The sequence below is a fragment of the Amycolatopsis kentuckyensis genome (genome assembly GCF_041679295.1).
Lineage (GTDB): Bacteria > Actinomycetota > Actinomycetes > Mycobacteriales > Pseudonocardiaceae > Amycolatopsis > Amycolatopsis kentuckyensis_A.
This window is the reverse complement of record NZ_JBGDMD010000002.1, coordinates 254,111-271,659: the sequence shown is the minus strand read 5'-3', so window position 1 is coordinate 271,659 and position 17,549 is coordinate 254,111. Positions and strand designations below refer to the sequence as shown.

General features: G+C 71.3%; 16 protein-coding genes. 9 read left to right on the top strand and 7 right to left on the bottom strand.

Annotation, left to right across the window (positions count from 1 at the left end):
* Positions 1–35: 35 nt before the first annotated feature.
* From ACERZO_RS07115 to ACERZO_RS07090, 6 genes are all read left to right on the top strand, one after another.
* Positions 36–443 carry a hypothetical protein gene (locus ACERZO_RS07115; protein WP_372663491.1) on the top strand — a complete coding sequence of 136 codons (408 nt, stop codon included), beginning with the start codon at positions 36–38 and terminating at the stop codon, positions 441–443.
* Between the two features lie 398 nt (positions 444–841).
* On the top strand, positions 842–1,387 hold the full coding sequence (locus ACERZO_RS07110) for a YbaB/EbfC family nucleoid-associated protein (protein WP_372663489.1): 546 nt from the start codon (positions 842–844) through the stop codon (positions 1,385–1,387).
* 10 nt (positions 1,388–1,397) lie between these two features.
* Complete coding sequence (locus ACERZO_RS07105) at positions 1,398–1,706, top strand: type VII secretion target (protein ID WP_372663487.1); 309 nt, start codon at positions 1,398–1,400, stop codon at positions 1,704–1,706.
* Positions 1,706–5,533: a hypothetical protein gene (locus tag ACERZO_RS07100; protein ID WP_372663485.1), complete on the top strand. Its 3,828-nt coding sequence runs from the start codon at positions 1,706–1,708 to the stop codon at positions 5,531–5,533. Before ACERZO_RS07105 ends, ACERZO_RS07100 begins: the two co-directional genes overlap by 1 nt.
* A gap of 7 nt (positions 5,534–5,540) precedes the next feature.
* A complete protein-coding gene (locus ACERZO_RS07095; RefSeq protein ID WP_372663483.1) occupies positions 5,541–6,401 on the top strand; it encodes an immunity 49 family protein in 861 nt (286 codons plus the stop codon).
* A 12-nt stretch (positions 6,402–6,413) separates the two neighbouring features.
* A complete protein-coding gene (locus ACERZO_RS07090) occupies positions 6,414–7,247 on the top strand; it encodes a ferredoxin (protein ID WP_372663481.1) in 834 nt (277 codons plus the stop codon).
* Between the two features lie 58 nt (positions 7,248–7,305).
* On the opposite strand, the gene ilvA is transcribed toward ACERZO_RS07090, so the two are convergent.
* Complete coding sequence (gene ilvA, locus ACERZO_RS07085; protein WP_372663479.1) at positions 7,306–8,508, bottom strand: threonine ammonia-lyase; 1,203 nt, start codon at positions 8,506–8,508, stop codon at positions 7,306–7,308.
* Positions 8,509–8,603: 95 nt separating this feature from the next.
* On the opposite strand from ilvA, the gene ACERZO_RS07080 reads away from it, so the two are divergent.
* On the top strand, positions 8,604–8,867 hold the full coding sequence (locus ACERZO_RS07080; protein ID WP_364453480.1) for a hypothetical protein: 264 nt from the start codon (positions 8,604–8,606) through the stop codon (positions 8,865–8,867).
* An 81-nt stretch (positions 8,868–8,948) separates the two neighbouring features.
* Positions 8,949–9,422 carry a pyridoxamine 5'-phosphate oxidase family protein gene (locus tag ACERZO_RS07075; RefSeq protein ID WP_372663477.1) on the top strand — a complete coding sequence of 158 codons (474 nt, stop codon included), beginning with the start codon at positions 8,949–8,951 and terminating at the stop codon, positions 9,420–9,422.
* Here the strand turns inward: ACERZO_RS07075 and ACERZO_RS07070 are convergent, their stop codons facing one another.
* The 6 genes from ACERZO_RS07070 to ACERZO_RS07045 form a co-directional block, all read right to left on the bottom strand.
* Entirely contained in the window at positions 9,423–10,580 is a 1,158-nt protein-coding gene (locus ACERZO_RS07070; RefSeq protein WP_372663475.1) for a cystathionine gamma-synthase, read from the bottom strand. It lies immediately after the preceding gene.
* A gap of 34 nt (positions 10,581–10,614) precedes the next feature.
* Positions 10,615–11,049 carry a hypothetical protein gene (locus ACERZO_RS07065; protein WP_372663472.1) on the bottom strand — a complete coding sequence of 145 codons (435 nt, stop codon included), beginning with the start codon at positions 11,047–11,049 and terminating at the stop codon, positions 10,615–10,617.
* A gap of 43 nt (positions 11,050–11,092) precedes the next feature.
* The gene (locus ACERZO_RS07060; RefSeq protein WP_372663470.1) at positions 11,093–11,545 is read right to left on the bottom strand and encodes a hypothetical protein; all 453 of its coding nucleotides are present in this window, start codon (positions 11,543–11,545) and stop codon (positions 11,093–11,095) included.
* A 349-nt stretch (positions 11,546–11,894) separates the two neighbouring features.
* Positions 11,895–13,403 (bottom strand): hypothetical protein, encoded by a 1,509-nt coding sequence (locus tag ACERZO_RS07055; RefSeq protein ID WP_372663468.1) that lies wholly within the window; start codon positions 13,401–13,403, stop codon positions 11,895–11,897.
* A gap of 128 nt (positions 13,404–13,531) precedes the next feature.
* Positions 13,532–14,902 carry a cystathionine beta-synthase gene (locus ACERZO_RS07050; protein ID WP_372663466.1) on the bottom strand — a complete coding sequence of 457 codons (1,371 nt, stop codon included), beginning with the start codon at positions 14,900–14,902 and terminating at the stop codon, positions 13,532–13,534.
* 332 nt (positions 14,903–15,234) lie between these two features.
* The gene (locus ACERZO_RS07045) at positions 15,235–16,164 is read right to left on the bottom strand and encodes a pentapeptide repeat-containing protein (protein WP_372663464.1); all 930 of its coding nucleotides are present in this window, start codon (positions 16,162–16,164) and stop codon (positions 15,235–15,237) included.
* Positions 16,165–16,280: 116 nt separating this feature from the next.
* Between ACERZO_RS07045 and ACERZO_RS07040 the strand changes: the two genes are divergently transcribed.
* Positions 16,281–17,501 (top strand): acetyl-CoA C-acetyltransferase, encoded by a 1,221-nt coding sequence (locus ACERZO_RS07040; RefSeq protein WP_372663462.1) that lies wholly within the window; start codon positions 16,281–16,283, stop codon positions 17,499–17,501.
* The last annotated feature ends 48 nt before the right edge of the window (positions 17,502–17,549 follow it).

Here is a 17,549-nt window from a genome sequence, read left to right as displayed (position 1 = left end):
TTGCGCAGATCCCGAACACATGTTCGACTGCTCGCATGAGCGCGACGTGGACCACTTCGGGCTGGTGCCCGCCGAGCGTCGAGGGGCAGCCCCGGTACTACTGGACGATCAGCTTCCAGCCGAACGGCGACGCCTGGTCACCGCAAGGCTGCCTGATCGGAGGTCCGCCGGCCGGTGTCGACCTGGAGGACCTGTTGACGACCTGGTTCCGCGAGCGTGGCGGTCCGGCCGCCCCGTGGCGCATCCAGGTCACGCCGCTGGACGATGAGACCGCTGTGCTCGCGGAGAAGATCGTGACGTTCACGGAGGCGGTGACGCGCCCGGTGAAGCGGTTGGGGCGGCCACAGGGACCGGTAGCCCCCACGTTCTGGACGACCACGATCCTGGAGCCGCCTTCGCCGGCACAGCTCGCCGCGTGGGCGGAGCGGGACGCGACGAAGTGACCCCGAGCACGAGGAAGGCCCCCGGCGTGATGCCGGGGGCCTTCGTTGTTCTCAGCCCCGCTGAGGCGGGGGACAAGCGCTCTTGCGCGTTGCGATCCTCGGGACTCCGGGGAGTCTCCGCTTCCCTTTCGGGCCATCCCTGCTCGCGCGGGGAAGGCCATCAGAGTAGCACCAACGTGGGAACGAACGTGGGAAGAGGGTCGAAAAATAGCGACTTCGGACGACCTGGTGCGACTTCGGGAGACCCGGTTGACACTCAAAAAGACCAGGTGAGAAGCTTGCCGGGCAAACCACCAGGTCAGCACGTGCCCTCTCTCCATAAGGTGGCCTTTGACGTTTCTCGGAACCGATGGCTTTCCGGAACCGTCAGTGTGGAGAAGCAGAGAGAAGGGGCCGTGATGCCGGACAGCATCGACGCCAGCGACGCGATGATCGACAACTGGACCAAGCGGCTCGAGGAGAACGCCGCCCGGTACCAGGCGCTGGCCGATCGCGTGCAGGGCCAGTCGGTCACCGAGCGGTCGAAGGACGGCACGGTCCAGGTGACCGTGGATTCGCGCGGGCTGCTGAAGAACCTCGTCATCGCCGAGACCGCCACGAGCAAGCGGATGGCCGAGGTGTCGGCCCAGGTGATGCAGCTGGTGCAGCGCGCGCAGGCCCGGATCCCCGAACTGCTGCAGCAGGCGATGAGCGAGACCACCGGCACCGGCGACCAGGCCGCGGCGGAGATCGTCCGCGAGGCGCAGAGCACGTTCCCGCAGCCGCCGCCGGAGCCCGAGCCCGCGTTCCCGGAGCCGGACCGCGTCCGCCGGTTCCTGCCGGAGGACAACGACGAGCAGCCGCCGCGCACCCCGCCGCAGCCACCCGCGCCGCAGCCGCCGCGGCGCCGGCGTCCGGCCGACACCGACGATGACGACGACTTCGGCGGACCGATCCTTTCCTGAGGGGGAACCGATGACGGATGTGGAACTCAGCACCGACCTGACGGCGCACGCCCACCAGCTCGACGCCATCGGGGACGGGCTGCAGCAGGCCGTCGACGCGGCGAACCAGGTCAGCATGCCGACCGACGCGTACGGCATCCTCTGCCAGCCGTTCCGGATGCTGCTCGACCCGGTGGAGCAGTACGGGATCGACGCGTTGAAGGACGCCGTGCAGGCGATGACGGCGGTGTCGGGCAAGGTCCGCGAAGCCGCTGCGGCGTACCACAAGTACGAATCCGGTGTCGCTGACGACCTCAACAAGTCCGCGGGCGGTGCGTGATGCCCGAGGGGAACCCGCTCGTCGTCGACGCCAAGAAGGACCCGGACGGGCCGGGCGCGTTCACCGCGGGCAACGGCGACTACGGCTGGGCCGGCGGCATCGGCATCGCCGAGTCGTCGATGGACGCGTTCAACGGGATCAAGGACGGCGACTGGGTTTCCGGCGGCCTCGGCATGCTGTCGCTGGCCGGGGAAATCGCCGGGGCGGCGATCGACCCGTTCGGCTACCTGATGTCGTCGGTGGCGTCGTTCCTGATGGAGCACGTGCAGCCGCTGAAGGACATGCTGGACTCCGTCGCGGGCAACCCGCCGGTGATCCAGTCCTACGCCGACACGTGGGGCAACGTCTCCAAGGCGCTCGGCGAGCGCAAGACCGACTTCGACAACGCGGTCAAGAACGGCACGACGGGCTGGACCGGCGCGGGTGCGGACGCCTACCGCAAGTTCGCGGCCGAGCACAGCGAAGCGTTGTCGGGCGCGGCGACGGTCGCCGGCGCGATCAGCACGGTCACGATGATCATGGGCCAGGTCGTGTCGTTCGTGCGCGAGACCGTGCGGCAGCTGATCGCGGACCTCGTCGGCAAGCTGATCGCGTGGGTGATGGAGGAGGTCTTCTCCCTCGGCTTCGGCACGCCGGTGGTGGTGGCGCAGGCGACGGCGGCGATCGCCAAGTGGGGCAAGAAGATCGGCGAGCTGCTCAAGAAGCTGACCGACACGATCCGCAAGGTGTCGCCGCTGCTGTCGAAGCTGGTCGACGTCTTCGAGAAGATCGCGAAGGTCTTCGGCAAGGTGCTGGGCAAGGTCAGCGGGCTGGACGGGCTGAAGGTCAAGGAAGGCGGGTTCGTCCACAAGATCCCCAAGGAGGGCGGCGGGGTCCACACCCGAGCCCACGGTGGGGACGGCGCCGACGGTGACGGCTCGCATTCCGGCGACGGGGATTCCTCGCACAGCGGGGAAAACTCGGGCGATCCCAGCCACGCCGACGGGGATTCGCCGAGTTCCGACCCGATGAACACGGATCCGGGTTCCCGCCGGAGTTCGAGCCGGGAGGGATCCGGTTCGCCGGACGGAGACAGTTCTCCCTCGCACACCGGCGACGGGGATGGATCGCCGTCGGCGGCGCGGTCGGACGACGGCTCGCCATCCCACACCGGGGACGGTTCTCCCTCGCGTACCGGGGACGGTTCTCCTTCGCGCGCGGGCGATTCGAGCCCTTCGCCGACTCGCTCGCCTTCGGGCGACAGCAGTCCTTCGCCGACTCGCTCGCCTTCGGGCGACAGCAGTCCTTCGCCGACTCGAGGCGGCGACAGCACTCCGTCGCACACCGGTGACAGCAGCCCCTCGCCCACGCGGGGCAGCGACAGCACGCCCTCGCACACCGGCGACACCAGCCCTTCGCCGGCTCGTGGCGCGGACAGCACTCCTTCGCACGCCGGAGACAACACACCGTCGCGGGCCGGCGACAGCAGCCCCTCGCCGACCCGGGGCAGCGACAGCACTCCGTCGCACACCGGCGACACCAGCCCCTCACCCACGCGAGGCACCGACAGCACGCCCTCACACACCGGCGACACCAGCCCCTCACCCACCCGCGGCACCGACAGCACCCCGTCACACACCAGCCCCTCACCCACGCGAGGCAGCGACAGCACCCCGTCACACACCGGCGACACCAGCCCTTCGCCTGCGCGGGGCACCGACAGCACGCCCTCGCACACCGGGGACAGCGGCTCGCACCCCGGTACCGAAACGCCCAGCAGCGCCGCGCCGCCGCGGGCCGATGGCACCACCTCCGCCAGCGGGACCGCTCCCGCCGCTCCGCGCACCGGTGACCCCGGCACGGTCCCCTCTCCACGCGGTGGCGACGGCGCCTCCGTCCCGCCGCAGGGTGGCTCGCCGATGATGGGCGGCGGCGGCGGCATGCCGCCCGGGGGCGGACCCGGTGGTGGCGGCCTCGGCGGTGGCTCCCCGCGCACCGGCGGTGGCGGCTGGACCGGCACTCCCGGCAGCCCGGGCGCGCACAGCCCGCACGTCGACGCGCCCGGCCGGCCCCGCACCGGCGGCGATCTGCCCGGCGGCGGCCGTCCGCGCACCCCGGACGCACCCGCGGCCCGCGGCTTCGGTCCCGGCACGAACGGCCCCGGTACCAACGGCCCCGGCACGCACGCCCCCGACACCCACGCGCCGAGCACCCGGCCGCACGAAAACGGTCCCCACGACGGCCCCGGCCACCACGACCCGGACGGCGGCACCCCGCACCACGACGAGCCGCTGTCCCCCGACGAGGTCAACGCGCGGCACTCCGAAAGCACGCCGTCGGGCAGCTCGTACCACGCCGGCGACCCCGACATGGGCGACCTGCCGCACCGCGTGCAGCCCGACCCGGACGGCCGCTACACCGTCGACGTGCACGTCACCCCGGACGGCCACGCCCGCATCGGCGACCGGCTCTACACGCCGGAGGAGTTCGCGGACGTCCTGCGCCGCAACGGCGACTACGACGGCCGCCCGATCCGCCTCATCGGCTGCGACGCCGGCTCGAACGACTTCGCGCACCGGCTTTCGCGCGAGCTCGACACCGAGGTCATGGCCCCGACGAAGCCGGCCTGGACCGACTCGCACGGCCGCGTCTTCTCCTCCGACTACGAAATCGGCCCGGACGGCCGCATGCGGCCCCGCATCCCGCCGGACGGCGAGTGGAACACCCACCACCCGGACGGTTCGACGCACCGGGCGGGCGACGACGGCTTCGCGCCCGACACCCACCACGGCAGCCAGCACGACGTCGACGCGGACAGCGCGCAGCACCGCGGCGAGCGCTACATCGACGACGAGCCGGTCGACATCGAGCGCCCGGACCGGGAGCCGAAGGCGTCGATGAAGGAGAAGATCAACGACGACGCCTACCGCGAGAAGTACTACGACGGCCCGAACAAGAACGGCGAGTACTCGCGGAAGAACGCCGACCAGACCGACGCGACCGACGAACGCATCCCGAAGATCAAGGAAGACAAGACCAAGCCCGCCGGGGAGCAGTTCGAACCGAAGTCCGACGACTTCGAAGAAGCGACTTACCACAAGCAGCACGAACGGGAACACGCCGCGACCCAGCAGCAAAAGGACGAAGCGCAGGACCTGATCGATCGGCGGCACAAAGCGAACGAGCGCGCGCGGGACGCCGAGGCGGACTACAAAAAGGCCGAGGAAAGCGGCACCGTCGACAAGGAGATCGAGCGCGAGCGCACCGAGGCGCACCGGGACCGGACCAACCTCGGCGAAGACCTCGGCGAGCACGCCGCGCGGGACGCCGTCGCGGACCAGTTCCCGTCGCCGCCGCACCAGATCAAGGAACTGCCCGACCCCGAAATCCACGGCGACAACACGCGGGTCGGCGACAAGCCGGGATCGGGGCGGTTCGACCAGATCTACGAGGTCACCGGCCCGGACGGCAAGCCGAAGATCGTCGTCGTCGAGGCGAAGGGGCCGAACGCCGGGCTCGGCACCCGGCAGGGTCCGGCCGGCGACCAGCTGCGCTACGAACAGGGTCACCCGAAGTACGTGGAAAGCATCATCCAGAACATGGAGCGGAACGGGACGGAAGCGGAACAGAACCTCGCCGAAGACATGCGCCGCGCCATGAAGAAGGGAAATCTCGACTATTACGTCGCCAAGGCGCGGGTGCGCGACGAGTTCGAACTCGATCCGGCCGGCGCCAAGGTTCCGGACCCCGAGAACCCGGGCGAGTTCAAGAAACGTCCCGTGTACGGTGGCTACAACCTGAAGCACTTCGATCTGGCGGACCGGCCACCGAAGAATCGTGGGGAGTGACGCGAGCGTGCGCACCGTCGAAAGGCACGACTTCGACGCGCCGAATGCCGAACGCGCGGTGAAACGGCTCACCGCGCGCCGGCACGAGGCGCGCGAGGACATCGAAACCGACACCCTCGGCCCCAGTTTCGCGCTGGAACGGTCGTACAACGAGTTCGCCTACCGTTGCGGCGCCGACCCGCGAGCCGCGGAAAACGAAACGTGGCTGGCGTTCGCCCGGGCCCTGCAGGCGGGCCACGCGTTGTTCGTGACCGCGAACCGGCCCGAGGGCGAAGAGGTCGAGTTCCGGTTCGGTGAGGACGTGATCCGCCGCCCGGCGACCGGGCCGACGCGCGACAGCGACGCGCTGAACTGGCTCAAGGCGACCTACCTGGCGATCATCGCGCGCGACCAGGCGCGGCTCGACCTGCTGGCGGCCGTCCCGATCGACCTGCTGCGCACGTCGGGCCCGCAGTACGACGAGTTCACCTTCGACTGGGTGCGGGCGCTGCAGATCCACATCCGCGGGGACGGCGACCTGATCGAGGCCGTGCTGGCCGCGATGCGCGGCACCGAGCCGGAGGCGCTGCGGGCGTCCGTCCCGGAGGCGGTGCTGCAGCTGTCCTTCCCGCCGATCGAGCTGTTCTACCTCTACACCCAGCGGGAGGACGGCAAGTTCGCCGACTCGCTCGTCACCGCGCTGGAGCTGCACAAGCGGTACTGGACGGCCGATCCCGAACGGCCGCGGGACAGCACGAGCATCGTCGCGCTGGCGCCGCTCGCCATGGCCTGCCTCGCGCGCGACGCCGGGATGGCGTTCGACGTCGAGTCGGACTACCTGCCGTACCACCTGCTCGCGGGAACCCGCGTCGGCGAGATCACCATCTGAGCCGGAGACGCCATGAGCCAGCCACCGGGGCCGCTGCGCCCGGACCAGCAGCAGGAGATCGTCCGCCAGATCGGGGCGGTGCTGACGTCGCAGGTGCCGCCTGGGTGGCGGCAGCTGCGCGTGGAGTACCGCGCCGCCGGGCGGCACGTCGAGACCGACCTGCTGGTGACCGGGCCGGACGGCTTGCCCCGGCCCGGACAGCCGCACCCGGAAGCGGTGCGGCTGCTCGGGGTGCTGCGCTCGGGCATGTACCAGCCCGGCTTCGGCACCTGGCTGGGCGCGATCCTGGTGTTCGAGCCGGCGCAGCCGCCCGACGTCGACTTCGTGCGGCCCGACCTCGAACCGCCGTTCCGGCAGCAGCCGCCGCCGATCGGGTTCCAGGACGAGCTGCGGTTCTTCCCCCGCGCCGACGAGCACATCCCGGGCTGGCTGCGCGAGCGCGCCGGGCTGACCCCGCCGGCCGCCGACGGCGAGGTGCGCACGCCGCGGATCTACGACGGCGTCGACGCGTCGGGCCGTCCGCTCATCCGCCGTCCGCAGCTGGTCCCGGCGGAGGCCGAGCGGGTGCTCGCGTACCTCGACGCGGCGCCGGTCATCCTGGCCTCGCGCAGCAACGGCCCGGACGCGTTCGCGCCCGACCGCGCGGACGCCGTGCCGATGAACTTCCGCACCGACGGGGCCTGGGCGTGGCCCGGCGCGGTCGCGTACTACCTGCGTGAGCACGGCGTGCCGCCGGACCCGGACCTGGTCGCCCACATCCGGGCCCGCCGCTTCACCGCGCCGGCGGACGTGCCCGAGCCTGCCAAGGACTTGGCGTTGGCGGCGATCACCGGCGAACAGCTGTGACATCCGGGCCTTCGCCCCGGGCCGGGGGCTCCGCCACCCGGAACCCCCGAAAGACCGGTCAGACGACGGTGTAACCGGCGTCCGTGAGCGCGATCTCGAGGTCCTTGCAGTGCTCGGGACCGCGGGTTTCCAGCGCCAGCACGATGTCGGCCTCGCCGAGGTCGAGGCTGCCCGAGATCCGCGAGTGCTCGACGTCGAGGACGTTCGCGCCCAGCTCGCTCACGCGGGACAGCACGCCGACGAGCGAGCCCGGCCGGTCCGGGACGCGCAGGTGGAGACGCAGGTAGCGCCCACCCGCCGTCATGCCGTGCTGGATGATCTGCAGGAGCAGCACCGGGTCGACGTTGCCGCCCGAGAGGACCGCCACCACCGGCGGCTCGAAGATCCCGGGGTGCTGCAGCAGCGCCGCGACGGTCGCCGCGCCGGCCGGCTCGACCACCAGCTTCCGGCGTTCCAGGCAGAGCAGCACGGCCCGGGAAAGGGACTGCTCGGACACCGTCACGACGTCGTCCACCAGCGACGCGACGTGCGCGAAGCTGACCGGGCCCGGTTCGCCGACCGCGATACCGTCGGCCATCGTCGAAGTCGAACCCAGCCGGACGGGCACACCCTTGGCGAGCGACGGCGGGTACGCGGCAGCCTCCTCGGCCTGGACGCCGACGACGCGGACGTCCGGCCGCACCGCCTTCACCGCCGACGCGACCCCGCCGACCAGCCCGCCGCCGCCGGTGGCGACCAGGATCGTCTTCACGCCCGGCACCTGCTCGAGGATCTCGAGGCCGACGGTCCCCTGGCCGGCGATGACGTCGGCGTGGTCGAAGGGGTGGATGAACACCGCGCCGGTCCGCTCGCCGAACTCGATCGCCGCGGCGAGGGTCTCCTCCAGCAGCGCGCCGTGGAGGTGGACGTCGGCGCCGTAGCCGCGGGTCGCGGCGAGCTTCGGCAGCGGCGCCCGCAGCGGCATGAAGACGGTGGACTTGGCCCCGAGCAGCGACGACGCGAGGGCGACGCCCTGCGCGTGGTTGCCGGCACTGGCCGCGACGACGCCGCGTTCGCGCTCGGCGGCGCTGAGGCCGTGGATGCGGGTGTAGGCGCCGCGGATCTTGAACGAGCCCGTGCGCTGCAGGTTTTCGCACTTCAGGTGCACCGGACCGCCGTGGAGCTTGCGCAGGTCGCGCGCGTGCTCCATCGGCGTCACCCTGGTCACTCCTTTTAGGAGTTCCCGGGCGGCCTGGATCCGCTCGATGGTGACGAGTTCCATGGCCCGGACTATGCCACTCAGGAACTCCACAGGTTGACAGGGCGGGGAGCCGGGTACCCTGGGCGGTGTCAACGCACGGTAAACAGGGAGCAACCATGGCACGGGGGAACGACGCTCGACGGGCCCGCGCCACCCGGTCCGCCGGACTGGTCCCGCTCGTGATCGGCCTGGCGTCGGCCGCCGCGCTCACCGGAGCGGCGTACATCACGGTGGACAGCGCGTCGTGCGCGTCCCCGGCCCAGTACATCCGCCACGACAGCCACGTGGAGCTGGTGGGCGGCTGCGTTGACGGCGCCAACCTCCCGGCCGCGGGCACCCCCAAGTCGGGCGGCGTGGTGCACGGGAACTACAACCCCTGACCTGCTGCGTTACCCCGGTGTGCCCGGGGAACACGAAAGTGCCTTCTTCCGCGGGGTTCCCGCGTCCCCGATGATCATCGGGTGACCACCGTTTACGAACCGGGCCGCGGCCCGGGACCCGCCAAGCCCACCGAGGACGCGCTGAGCAAGCTGCTCGGCGACCACAGTTTCGGCGCACTGGCCACGGTCAACCGCGCCGGTTTCCCGCACCTGTCTACCGTCGCGTACGCGTGGGATCCGGACGAGCGCGTGGTGCGGATCGGGTCCACGGCGGGCCGCGCGAAGGTTCGCCAGCTGGCCCGTGACCCGCACGCGTCGCTGTATGTCGGCAGCGACGACCACCTGGCCTTCGCCGTCGCGGAAGGCGTGGCCGAGGTGTCGCCCGTGAGCGCGGTGCCGGGAGACGAGACCGGGCGGGCGCTGCTCGCGATGCAGGCGCCCTTCACCGATCCCGGGGACGAAGCCGTGTTCCTGCGGAACATGGTCGAAGACCGCCGCGTCGTGATCACGCTCCGGGTGGAGCGCCTCTACGGCGGCGGTCTCGACCTCGGCTGATCAGCCTAGGGCGGCCAGCAGGTCGGCCACCAGGTCGCGGCCGTCCTCGATGCCGACCGACAGGCGCAGCAGGTCCGCCGGGACCTGGAGCGTCGAGCCCGCCGTGCTCGCGTGGGTCATCTTGCCCGGGTGCTCGATCAGCGACTCGATGCCGCCCAGGGACTCGGCCAGGATGAACAGCTTCGTGCGGGACGCCACCTCCAGCGCCGCCGCCTCGCCGCCGGTGTGGCTGAACGACACCATCCCGCCGAAGCGGCGCATCTGCTTGGCCGCCGTCTCGTGGCCCGGGTGCTCCGGCAGGCCCGGGTAGTAGACCTTCGCCACCTTCGGGTGCTTCACCAGCGCCTGGACGATCAGCTCGGCGTTGTCGCTGTGCCGCTCCATGCGCAGGGCCAGCGTCTTGATGCCGCGCAGCGTCAGCCACGCGTCGAACGGGCCCGGCACCGCGCCCGCGGCGTTGCGCAGGTAGAAGAACTGCTCGCGCAGCTCGTCCTCGTTCGTGATGATCGCGCCGCCGACCACGTCGGAGTGGCCGCCGAGGTACTTCGTCGTCGAGTGCAGGACGATGTCCGCGCCCAGCGACAGCGGGTTCTGCAGGTACGGCGTCGCGAAGGTGTTGTCGACCACCAGGCGGGCGCCGGCGTCGTGCGCGACCCCGGCCAGCGCCGCGATGTCGGCGATGCCGAGCATCGGGTTGGTCGGCGACTCGCACCAGATCAGCTTGGTCTCGGGCCGGATCGCCGCGCGCACCTCGTCGAGGTTCGCCAGGTCGGCGACGGTGTGCTCGACGCCCCACAGGCTGAGCACCTTGTCGATCAGCCGGAACGTGCCGCCGTACGCGTCGTTGCCGAGCACGAGGTGGTCACCGGGGCGCAGGGTACTGCGCAGCACCACGTCGGACGCGGCCATGCCGGACGCGAAGGCCAGCGCGTGCCGGCCGCCTTCCAGCGAGGCCAGCGCCTCTTCCAGCGCCGACCGGGTCGGGTTCGCGGTGCGCGAGTACTCGTAGTCGCCCTCGCGGGTCCCGCCCACGCCGTCCTGCGCGTAGGTCGAGGTCTGGTAGATCGGCACGATCACGGCGCCGGTGCGGGGGTCGGGCTTCTGACCGGCGTGAATCGCACGAGTCTCGAATCCCAGTACGGAGTAGTCGTCCACCATGGATAGAGCGTACGGCGGGGGCCGGACATTCCCGTCAGGTGGGATGGATCTCAGGGGTGCACCACCGGGCGGCCGGGGCCGACACGGCGAGCAGCAGCGTGGCCAGCGCGGGCGGCACCACCAAGGCCAGCGCGGTCAGGCCGCCCATCGCCAGGTCGCCGGGGCCACCGAAGGTGACCCCGGCCGCCGCCAGGCCCGCCGACGTCAGCGTCGCGAGCAACGCGGCCGTGCTCCCGGCGATGCAGCCGATCCGCCCGGCGTCCTGGCGCCGCAGCAGCAGCACCCCGCCGGGTAGCAGCGCCGACGCGAGCACCGCGTTCACGGCGGCGTGGATGGCCACGCGCCCGGCGTCCTCGGGGAAGCGGAGCAGCGAGACGGCGTCCAGGACGAGCCCGAGCAGGTAGACCGCGCCACCGAGCAGGGCGAGCACGGCGGCGGTGAGCGCCGTCCGGCCTTCGGTTCCGGTCACGGCGCCGAGGATACGGCCGATCACCGAAGGTGACCGGCCGGGGTCACCAGCTCCGGGTCGAGTAGGCCTCCTGGCCCGTCCACATCCCCAGCGTCGGGGTGCGATAGCGCAGGTAGCGCAACGTCGGCGGCAAGAACGCCAGGACCAGCACCAGCACGGCCAGCGCGGCCAGGCCCACCCGGTCGACCATCGCGAAGCCGCCGTGGGTGAACATCGCGTCGGCGAAGCGGGCCAGCGGGACGCCCACCGAGAACGGCTCGGTCAGCAGCGCCCCGATGGCAAGCAGGGCGCCGGCGCCGAGCAGGACCGCGCCCGCCGTCGCGCGGAAGAACGTCACCAGCGCGCCCAGCAGGAGCACCAGCCCGGCGCCGAGGTAGCCGGCCAGGTCGATCAGCACCCAGACCGGCAGGGCGCCGAGGCTGAATTCGGCGGGCATGTCGAGGTAGATCTTGACCGGCACGTATCCGGCGGCGACGGCGGCGGCCAATCCGAGCAAGCCGGCGAGAACCGCCGTTACGCCGGACGGCCTAGTCGACGAATGCGAACGTGATTGTGCCACCGGGTATCCGTGCGGACCGGTCACAACTCCCCCATCAGGCTTCAGCGCGAGACTACGGCGTTCACCCTAACGGGGAAATGGGGAAAAGACTCCGAAAGAGAACGGAATTCGGCCGGACGGCGGAACCCAAGATCATTTTCCTGCGGTAGTAGCAGAATTGCTGTCACGTGATCACCGACAGTTGGCGCACCGCATATTCGTCCTCTTCGGACAATTGCGAATTCGGCTATAAATGCAGCGTGCCCCGGAGCCGAAACGGCTCCGGGGCACGATGAGGTGTACTAGTTCACCACTGCTGCGGTGGCTGACCGGGCTGGCCCGGCTGGCCGAACCCGCCGCTCGGCGGGCCCTGCTGCCCCGGCGGCTGGCCCCAGCCCTGCGGCGGCTGACCCGGCTGCTGCGGGTAGCCGTGCGGCGGCTGGCCCGGCTGGCCGTACCCGCCCTGCTGCGGCGGCTGGCCCGGCTGCGGGAAGCCCCCGCTCGACGGCTGCGGGAACCCGCCGCTGGACGGGTTGGGCCCGCCCGGCTGGCCGTAGCCCGGGGGCTGGCCGTAGCCCTGCGGCGGCTGACCGGGCTGGCCGTAGCCGCCCTGCTGCTGCCCGAACCCGCCCGGCTGACCCGGCTGGCCGAACCCACCCTGCTGCTGCGGTCCGCCGAAGCCCTGGGGTCCGCCGAAGCCCTGCGGCCCGCCCGGCGCGGCACCGCCGTCACCGAGGCCGACGAACTGCTGCGTCGCCGGGATGAGCCCGAGCACGCCCACGATGAGGATCAGGATGCCGATGATCAGCGGCGGCAGCCCGAGGCCGAAGGTGTCCTTCTCCGACGCGGACGCCTGCGCGAGCGTTTCGGAGTTCGGCGTCATGCCGATCTTGAGCAGGAGCGCGAAGAGCGTGAGCAGCGCGCCACCCGCGACGATCGCGATCGGGACGAACTTCTTGATCCCGCCGAGCTTGCCCACGAGCGCCAGCCCGACCCCGCCGGCGAGGGAGATCAGCGACCCCAGCAGGATCATGATCACGTAGAACCAGACCGTGCCCGGGCCGACGATGCCGGCCGCGTCGAGCACCTTGTCGATCGCCGCCTGGTCCGGAGCGAGGTCGAAGATCTTCGAGTAGTCGCTCGCGTCACCCATGTAGCTGAACGAGATGATGAGCGCGATCAGGCCCAGCAGGGCGACGACGCCACCGGCGATGTAGCCGAAGAGGCCGTTGCCGCCGGCCGCCGGCCCGCCGAACTGCGGCGGCTGACCGCCGAAGCCGGGCTGCTGGGGGCCACCGAACCCGGGACCGCCGAAGCCCTGCGGCGGCTGACCTGGCTGACCGGGCTGCCCCGGCTGGCCGAAGCCCGGCTGCTGCCCGAACCCGCCCGGCTGACCGGGCTGCCCGAAGCCGCCCGGCTGCTGGCCGAACGCCGCGGCCGGGTTGTCGGCCGCGCTCGGCGGCGGGGTGTACGGGATCGCCGGCGGCTGGGAGCCCGGGGGCACCAGCTGCGTGGAGTCCGCGACCGGGGCGTCGCCGCCGCCGACCGGGTTCACCATCTGGGTCGCGTTCGCGTCGACCGGCGGCATCGCCTGGGTCGCGCCTGCCCCGCCGTCACCCGGCTGGGCAGGCTGGACGACCTGGGTCGGCTCCGGCGTCTCCCCGAACGGGGAACCGCTCTGGGGCTGGGCGGGCTGGACGACCTGGGTGGGTTCCGGGCTGCCGAACGGGTCCTGCTGCGGCTGGGGGCCACTCGGCGGGCCTTGAGGTGGCTGGCCGCCACCCCACGGCTGGTTCGGTGGCTGCGGTGCACTCATGTGGGTCTTGAACCCCCTTGACGAGGACGCGAAAGTTTTGTACTCGCGCTCACGCTATCGGATCACCCGGCGGGGCGCTCGTAACGCCCCTGCCGGGTTCACCGATCAATACCCTTTTCAGCTGCTGTTCAGCGCCCGGCCAGGAAGCCCAGGAGGTCGTGCCGGGTGACGACGCCGGCGGGCTTGCCGTCGATGAGCACGAGCGCCCCGTCAGCGCCCTCGAGCGCCGTCATCGCGGCCCCGACCTGCTCGCTGCCGCCGATCGTCGGCAGCGGCGGCGACATGTGCCGCTCGAGCCGGTCGGCCAGCTGGGCCTTGCCGGTGAACAGCGCGTCGAGCAGGTCGCGCTCGTTGACCGCGCCGACGACCTCGGCGGCCATCACCGGCGGCTCCGCGCTGACCACGGGCATCTGGCTGACGTCGAACTCCGAGAGGATCGCGATGGCCTCGGCGACGGTCTCGTTCGGGTGCGAGTGCACCAGGGCGGGCAGGTGCCCGCTCTTCTTGGTGAGCACGTCGGCGACCGTCGCGCCGGACGAGTCGGGCGGCAGGAAGCCGTAGGAGGACATCCAGGTGTCGTTGAACACCTTCGTCATGTAGCCGCGGCCGCCGTCGGGCAGCAGCACGACGACGACGTCGTCCTCCGTCAGCCGCTCGGCGAGCTTCAGCGCGGCGGCGACGGCCATCCCGCAGGAGCCGCCGACCAGCAGGCCCTCTTCCAGGGCGAGCCGGCGGGTGACCTGGAACGAGTCGGCGTCGGAGACCGGGATGATCTCGTCGGCGATGTTCCGGTCGTAGGTGTCCGGCCAGAAGTCCTCGCCGACGCCTTCGACCAGGTACGGCCGCCCGCTGCCGCCGGAGTAGACCGAGCCCTCCGGGTCGGCGCCGACCACCTGCACCCGGCCGTCGCTGACCTCCTTGAGGTACTTGCCGGTGCCGGAGATCGTGCCGCCGGTGCCGACACCCGCGACGAAGTGCGTGATCTTGCCTTCGGTCTGCGTCCACAGCTCCGGGCCGGTGGAGAGGTAGTGGCTCTCCGGGTTCTGCGGGTTGGCGTACTGGTTGGGCTTCCAGGCGCCGTCGATCTCGCGGACCAGGCGGTCGGAGACGTTGTAGTAGGAGTCCGGGTGCTCGGGCGCGACCGCCGTCGGGCACACCACGACGCGGGCGCCGTACGCCTTGAGCACGTTGCGCTTGTCCTCGCTGACCTTGTCCGGGCAGACGAACACGCACTGGTAACCCTTGCGCTGCGCGACCATGGCCAGGCCGACGCCGGTGTTGCCGGACGTCGGTTCCACGATCGTGCCGCCGGGGCGCAGCTCGCCGGAGCGCTCCGCCGCTTCGATCATGCGCAGCGCGATGCGGTCCTTGACCGAGCCACCCGGGTTCAGGTACTCGACCTTGGCCAGCACGAGCGGCTTGAGCCCCTTGGTCAACGAGTTCAGCTTGACCAGCGGGGTGTTGCCCACGAGGTCTGCGATGTGCTCTGCGTACTCCACGAGCGCCAGCCTAAACGGCGCACCGGTGGCGTTGTCCACTCGTGCGCCGGCGGTCTCCGGGTGCGCGTCGGGCGCGCCGGGTCCGCGTCAGCGAGGTCGGACCGTGCGGCGAGGACCGTCGGCGGCCACCAAGCCGCTCGTCTACGCCGGTTTCGGCCCGAGGGCCGCTGCACGCTGAGCCGTCATCCCGTCCCGGAGGTCCCGCCCGGCGTCGATCGTGGTGCGGCACCCCATCCGAAGAGCCAGGGACGCCCAGTAGGCGGCCCGTCCGGTCATCATCGCCAGTTCACCTCCCGTGCCGAAATGGCGACCTTGCTATTGGTGCGACGATTCTAGCGGCGTGCCGGTTGCCCCGGATCGTCCTTTCGCGTCAATTGTGACCGGCCCGTGCCGTCGCGTTCCTCCCAGCCGGCCGGCCAGGTGCGGGGGAACCCCGGTTCGGCCTCGGCCCCGGCGAGCCGGGCGGTGGACTTCGTCCCGAAATCGGCCGGACCTGCGAAAACGGCGCCGTTGAACGTCTCGCACCCGTCGGCGAATTCGACCCCGCGGAAATCGGCCCGATTCGCGAAGGTCGCCTTGTTGAAGTCCGCTTTGCTGCGGAATCGGGTGCCGCGGAACGAGGTCAGTTCGGAGAACGTGGTTTCGTAGCAGGTGATCGAACGGATCGAGCAGTGCGTGAGGTTCAGCCCGACCAGCCGCGCCCCGGAGAAGTCGAGGTCGACGTCCGGCCAGAAGCTTTCGCTCGGTTGTTCGGGCGGCCCGGGGCGCAGGTGCAGCAGGAGGATGCGCTGCACGGTCTTGCGGACCTGCGCTTCCTCCTCGTCGGTGCCCTCGACCGGCATCCGGAGGTAGGCGCAGAGGACGTTGACGATCGTCTGCCGGTGCTCGGGGTACCCGCCGGCGAGCCGTTCGAGCGAGTACAGCCCGGCGAGGCGGACCGGCGCCTTGTCGCTGCCGAGCTGGTCGGCGGCCTTGCCGTAGATCTCGGTGATCCGCCGTTCGGTGGCGTCGTGGTCCTTCTGCGCGAGGTCGAGCTCGGCCGACCGCTGCTTCCGCGCGGCGAGCAGCAGCGCGGCGGCACCCCCGGTGCCGACGACGATGTTGGCGGCGGTCCGGAGGGCGTCGAGGCGCGCGGAGTCTTCGGGACGGCCACCGCCGAGGAGGGTGAGCAGCAGCGTGGCGGCGCCCGCGGCGACCACCAGGAGCCCGGCGCCCCAGAGCAGGATCGTCCTCGTCCGCAGCACCCGCGTCTCGGTCCCCACCCGGGTGATCCTGCCAGCCCGCTGTTGCGTTGGTCGCGTTCGGCTTTGCCCGCGGCGTGGTTCACGGCACACTAGTGAGCAACCGCTTAGCTCGCGATACGAGGATGTGTCACGTCATGCCTGAAGCCGTCATCGTCTCCACCGCTCGTTCGCCGATCGGCCGTGCCGGGAAGGGCTCGCTGGTCGGCATGCGGCCCGACGACCTGACCGTGCAGATGGTCCAGGCCGCGCTGGCCAAGGTGCCGGAGCTCGACCCCGCCGACATCGACGACCTGATGCTCGGCTGCGGCCTGCCGGGCGGCGAGTCCGGGTTCAACATGGGCCGCGCGGTCGCCGTCGAGCTCGGCTACGACCACCTGCCCGGCTGCACCATCACGCGCTACTGCTCGTCCAGCCTGCAGACCACCCGGATGGCGTTCCACGCGATCAAGGCCGGCGAGGGCGACGTCTTCATCTCGGCCGGCGTCGAGACCGTCTCGCGGTTCGCCAAGGGCAGCTCGGACTCGTGGCCGGACACGCACAACCCGCTGTTCGCCGACGCCGAGAAGCGCACCGCCGCGACCGCCGAGTCGGGCACCGACAGCTGGACCGACCCGCGCACTTCCGGCGACGTTCCCGACGTCTACATCGCGATGGGCCAGACCGCGGAGAACCTGGCGCGGCTGAAGGGCGTCACGCGCGAGGACATGGACGAGTTCGGCGTCCGCTCGCAGAACCTGGCCGAGAAGGCCATCGCGGACGGCTTCTGGGCCAAGGACATCACCCCGGTGACGCTCCCGGACGGCACGGTCGTCTCGAAGGACGACGGCCCGCGCGCGGGCGTGACCCTCGAGGGCGTCTCGGGCCTCAAGCCGGTGTTCCGCCCGGACGGCCGCGTGACCGCGGGCAACTGCTGCGCGCTCAACGACGGCGCGGCCGCGCTGGTGATCATGTCCGACACGAAGGCGCGCGAGCTGGGCCTGACGCCGCTGGCCCGGATCGTGTCGACGGGCGTGACGGGGCTGTCGCCGGAGATCATGGGCTACGGGCCGGTGGAGGCGTCGAAGCAGGCGCTGTCCCGGGCGGGCCTGTCGATCGGCGACATCGACCTGGTCGAGATCAACGAGGCGTTCGCCGCGCAGGTGATCCCGTCGTACCGCGACCTGGGCATCGACCTGGACCGCCTGAACGTCAACGGCGGCGCGATCGCGGTGGGCCACCCGTTCGGCATGACGGGCGCGCGCATCACGTCGACGCTGATCAACTCGCTCCAGCACCACGACAAGCAGTTCGGCCTGGAGACGATGTGCGTGGGCGGCGGCCAGGGCATGGCGCTGATCATCGAGCGCCTCTCCTGACCACCCGGTCGTGAGTGAGAAACAGGGTTGGAACACTGTTTCTCACTC

Coding starts and splice junctions, on each gene's coding strand:
- ACERZO_RS07115 (WP_372663491.1), top strand. CDS start 36: ATGAGCGCGACGTGGACCACTTCGGGCTGGTGCCCGCCGAGCGTCGAG.
- ACERZO_RS07110 (WP_372663489.1), top strand. CDS start 842: ATGCCGGACAGCATCGACGCCAGCGACGCGATGATCGACAACTGGACC.
- ACERZO_RS07105 (WP_372663487.1), top strand. CDS start 1,398: ATGACGGATGTGGAACTCAGCACCGACCTGACGGCGCACGCCCACCAG.
- ACERZO_RS07100 (WP_372663485.1), top strand. CDS start 1,706: ATGCCCGAGGGGAACCCGCTCGTCGTCGACGCCAAGAAGGACCCGGAC.
- ACERZO_RS07090 (WP_372663481.1), top strand. CDS start 6,414: ATGAGCCAGCCACCGGGGCCGCTGCGCCCGGACCAGCAGCAGGAGATC.
- ilvA (WP_372663479.1), bottom strand. CDS start 8,508: ATGGAACTCGTCACCATCGAGCGGATCCAGGCCGCCCGGGAACTCCTA.
- ACERZO_RS07080 (WP_364453480.1), top strand. CDS start 8,604: ATGGCACGGGGGAACGACGCTCGACGGGCCCGCGCCACCCGGTCCGCC.
- ACERZO_RS07070 (WP_372663475.1), bottom strand. CDS start 10,580: ATGGTGGACGACTACTCCGTACTGGGATTCGAGACTCGTGCGATTCAC.
- ACERZO_RS07055 (WP_372663468.1), bottom strand. CDS start 13,403: ATGAGTGCACCGCAGCCACCGAACCAGCCGTGGGGTGGCGGCCAGCCA.
- ACERZO_RS07040 (WP_372663462.1), top strand. CDS start 16,281: ATGCCTGAAGCCGTCATCGTCTCCACCGCTCGTTCGCCGATCGGCCGT.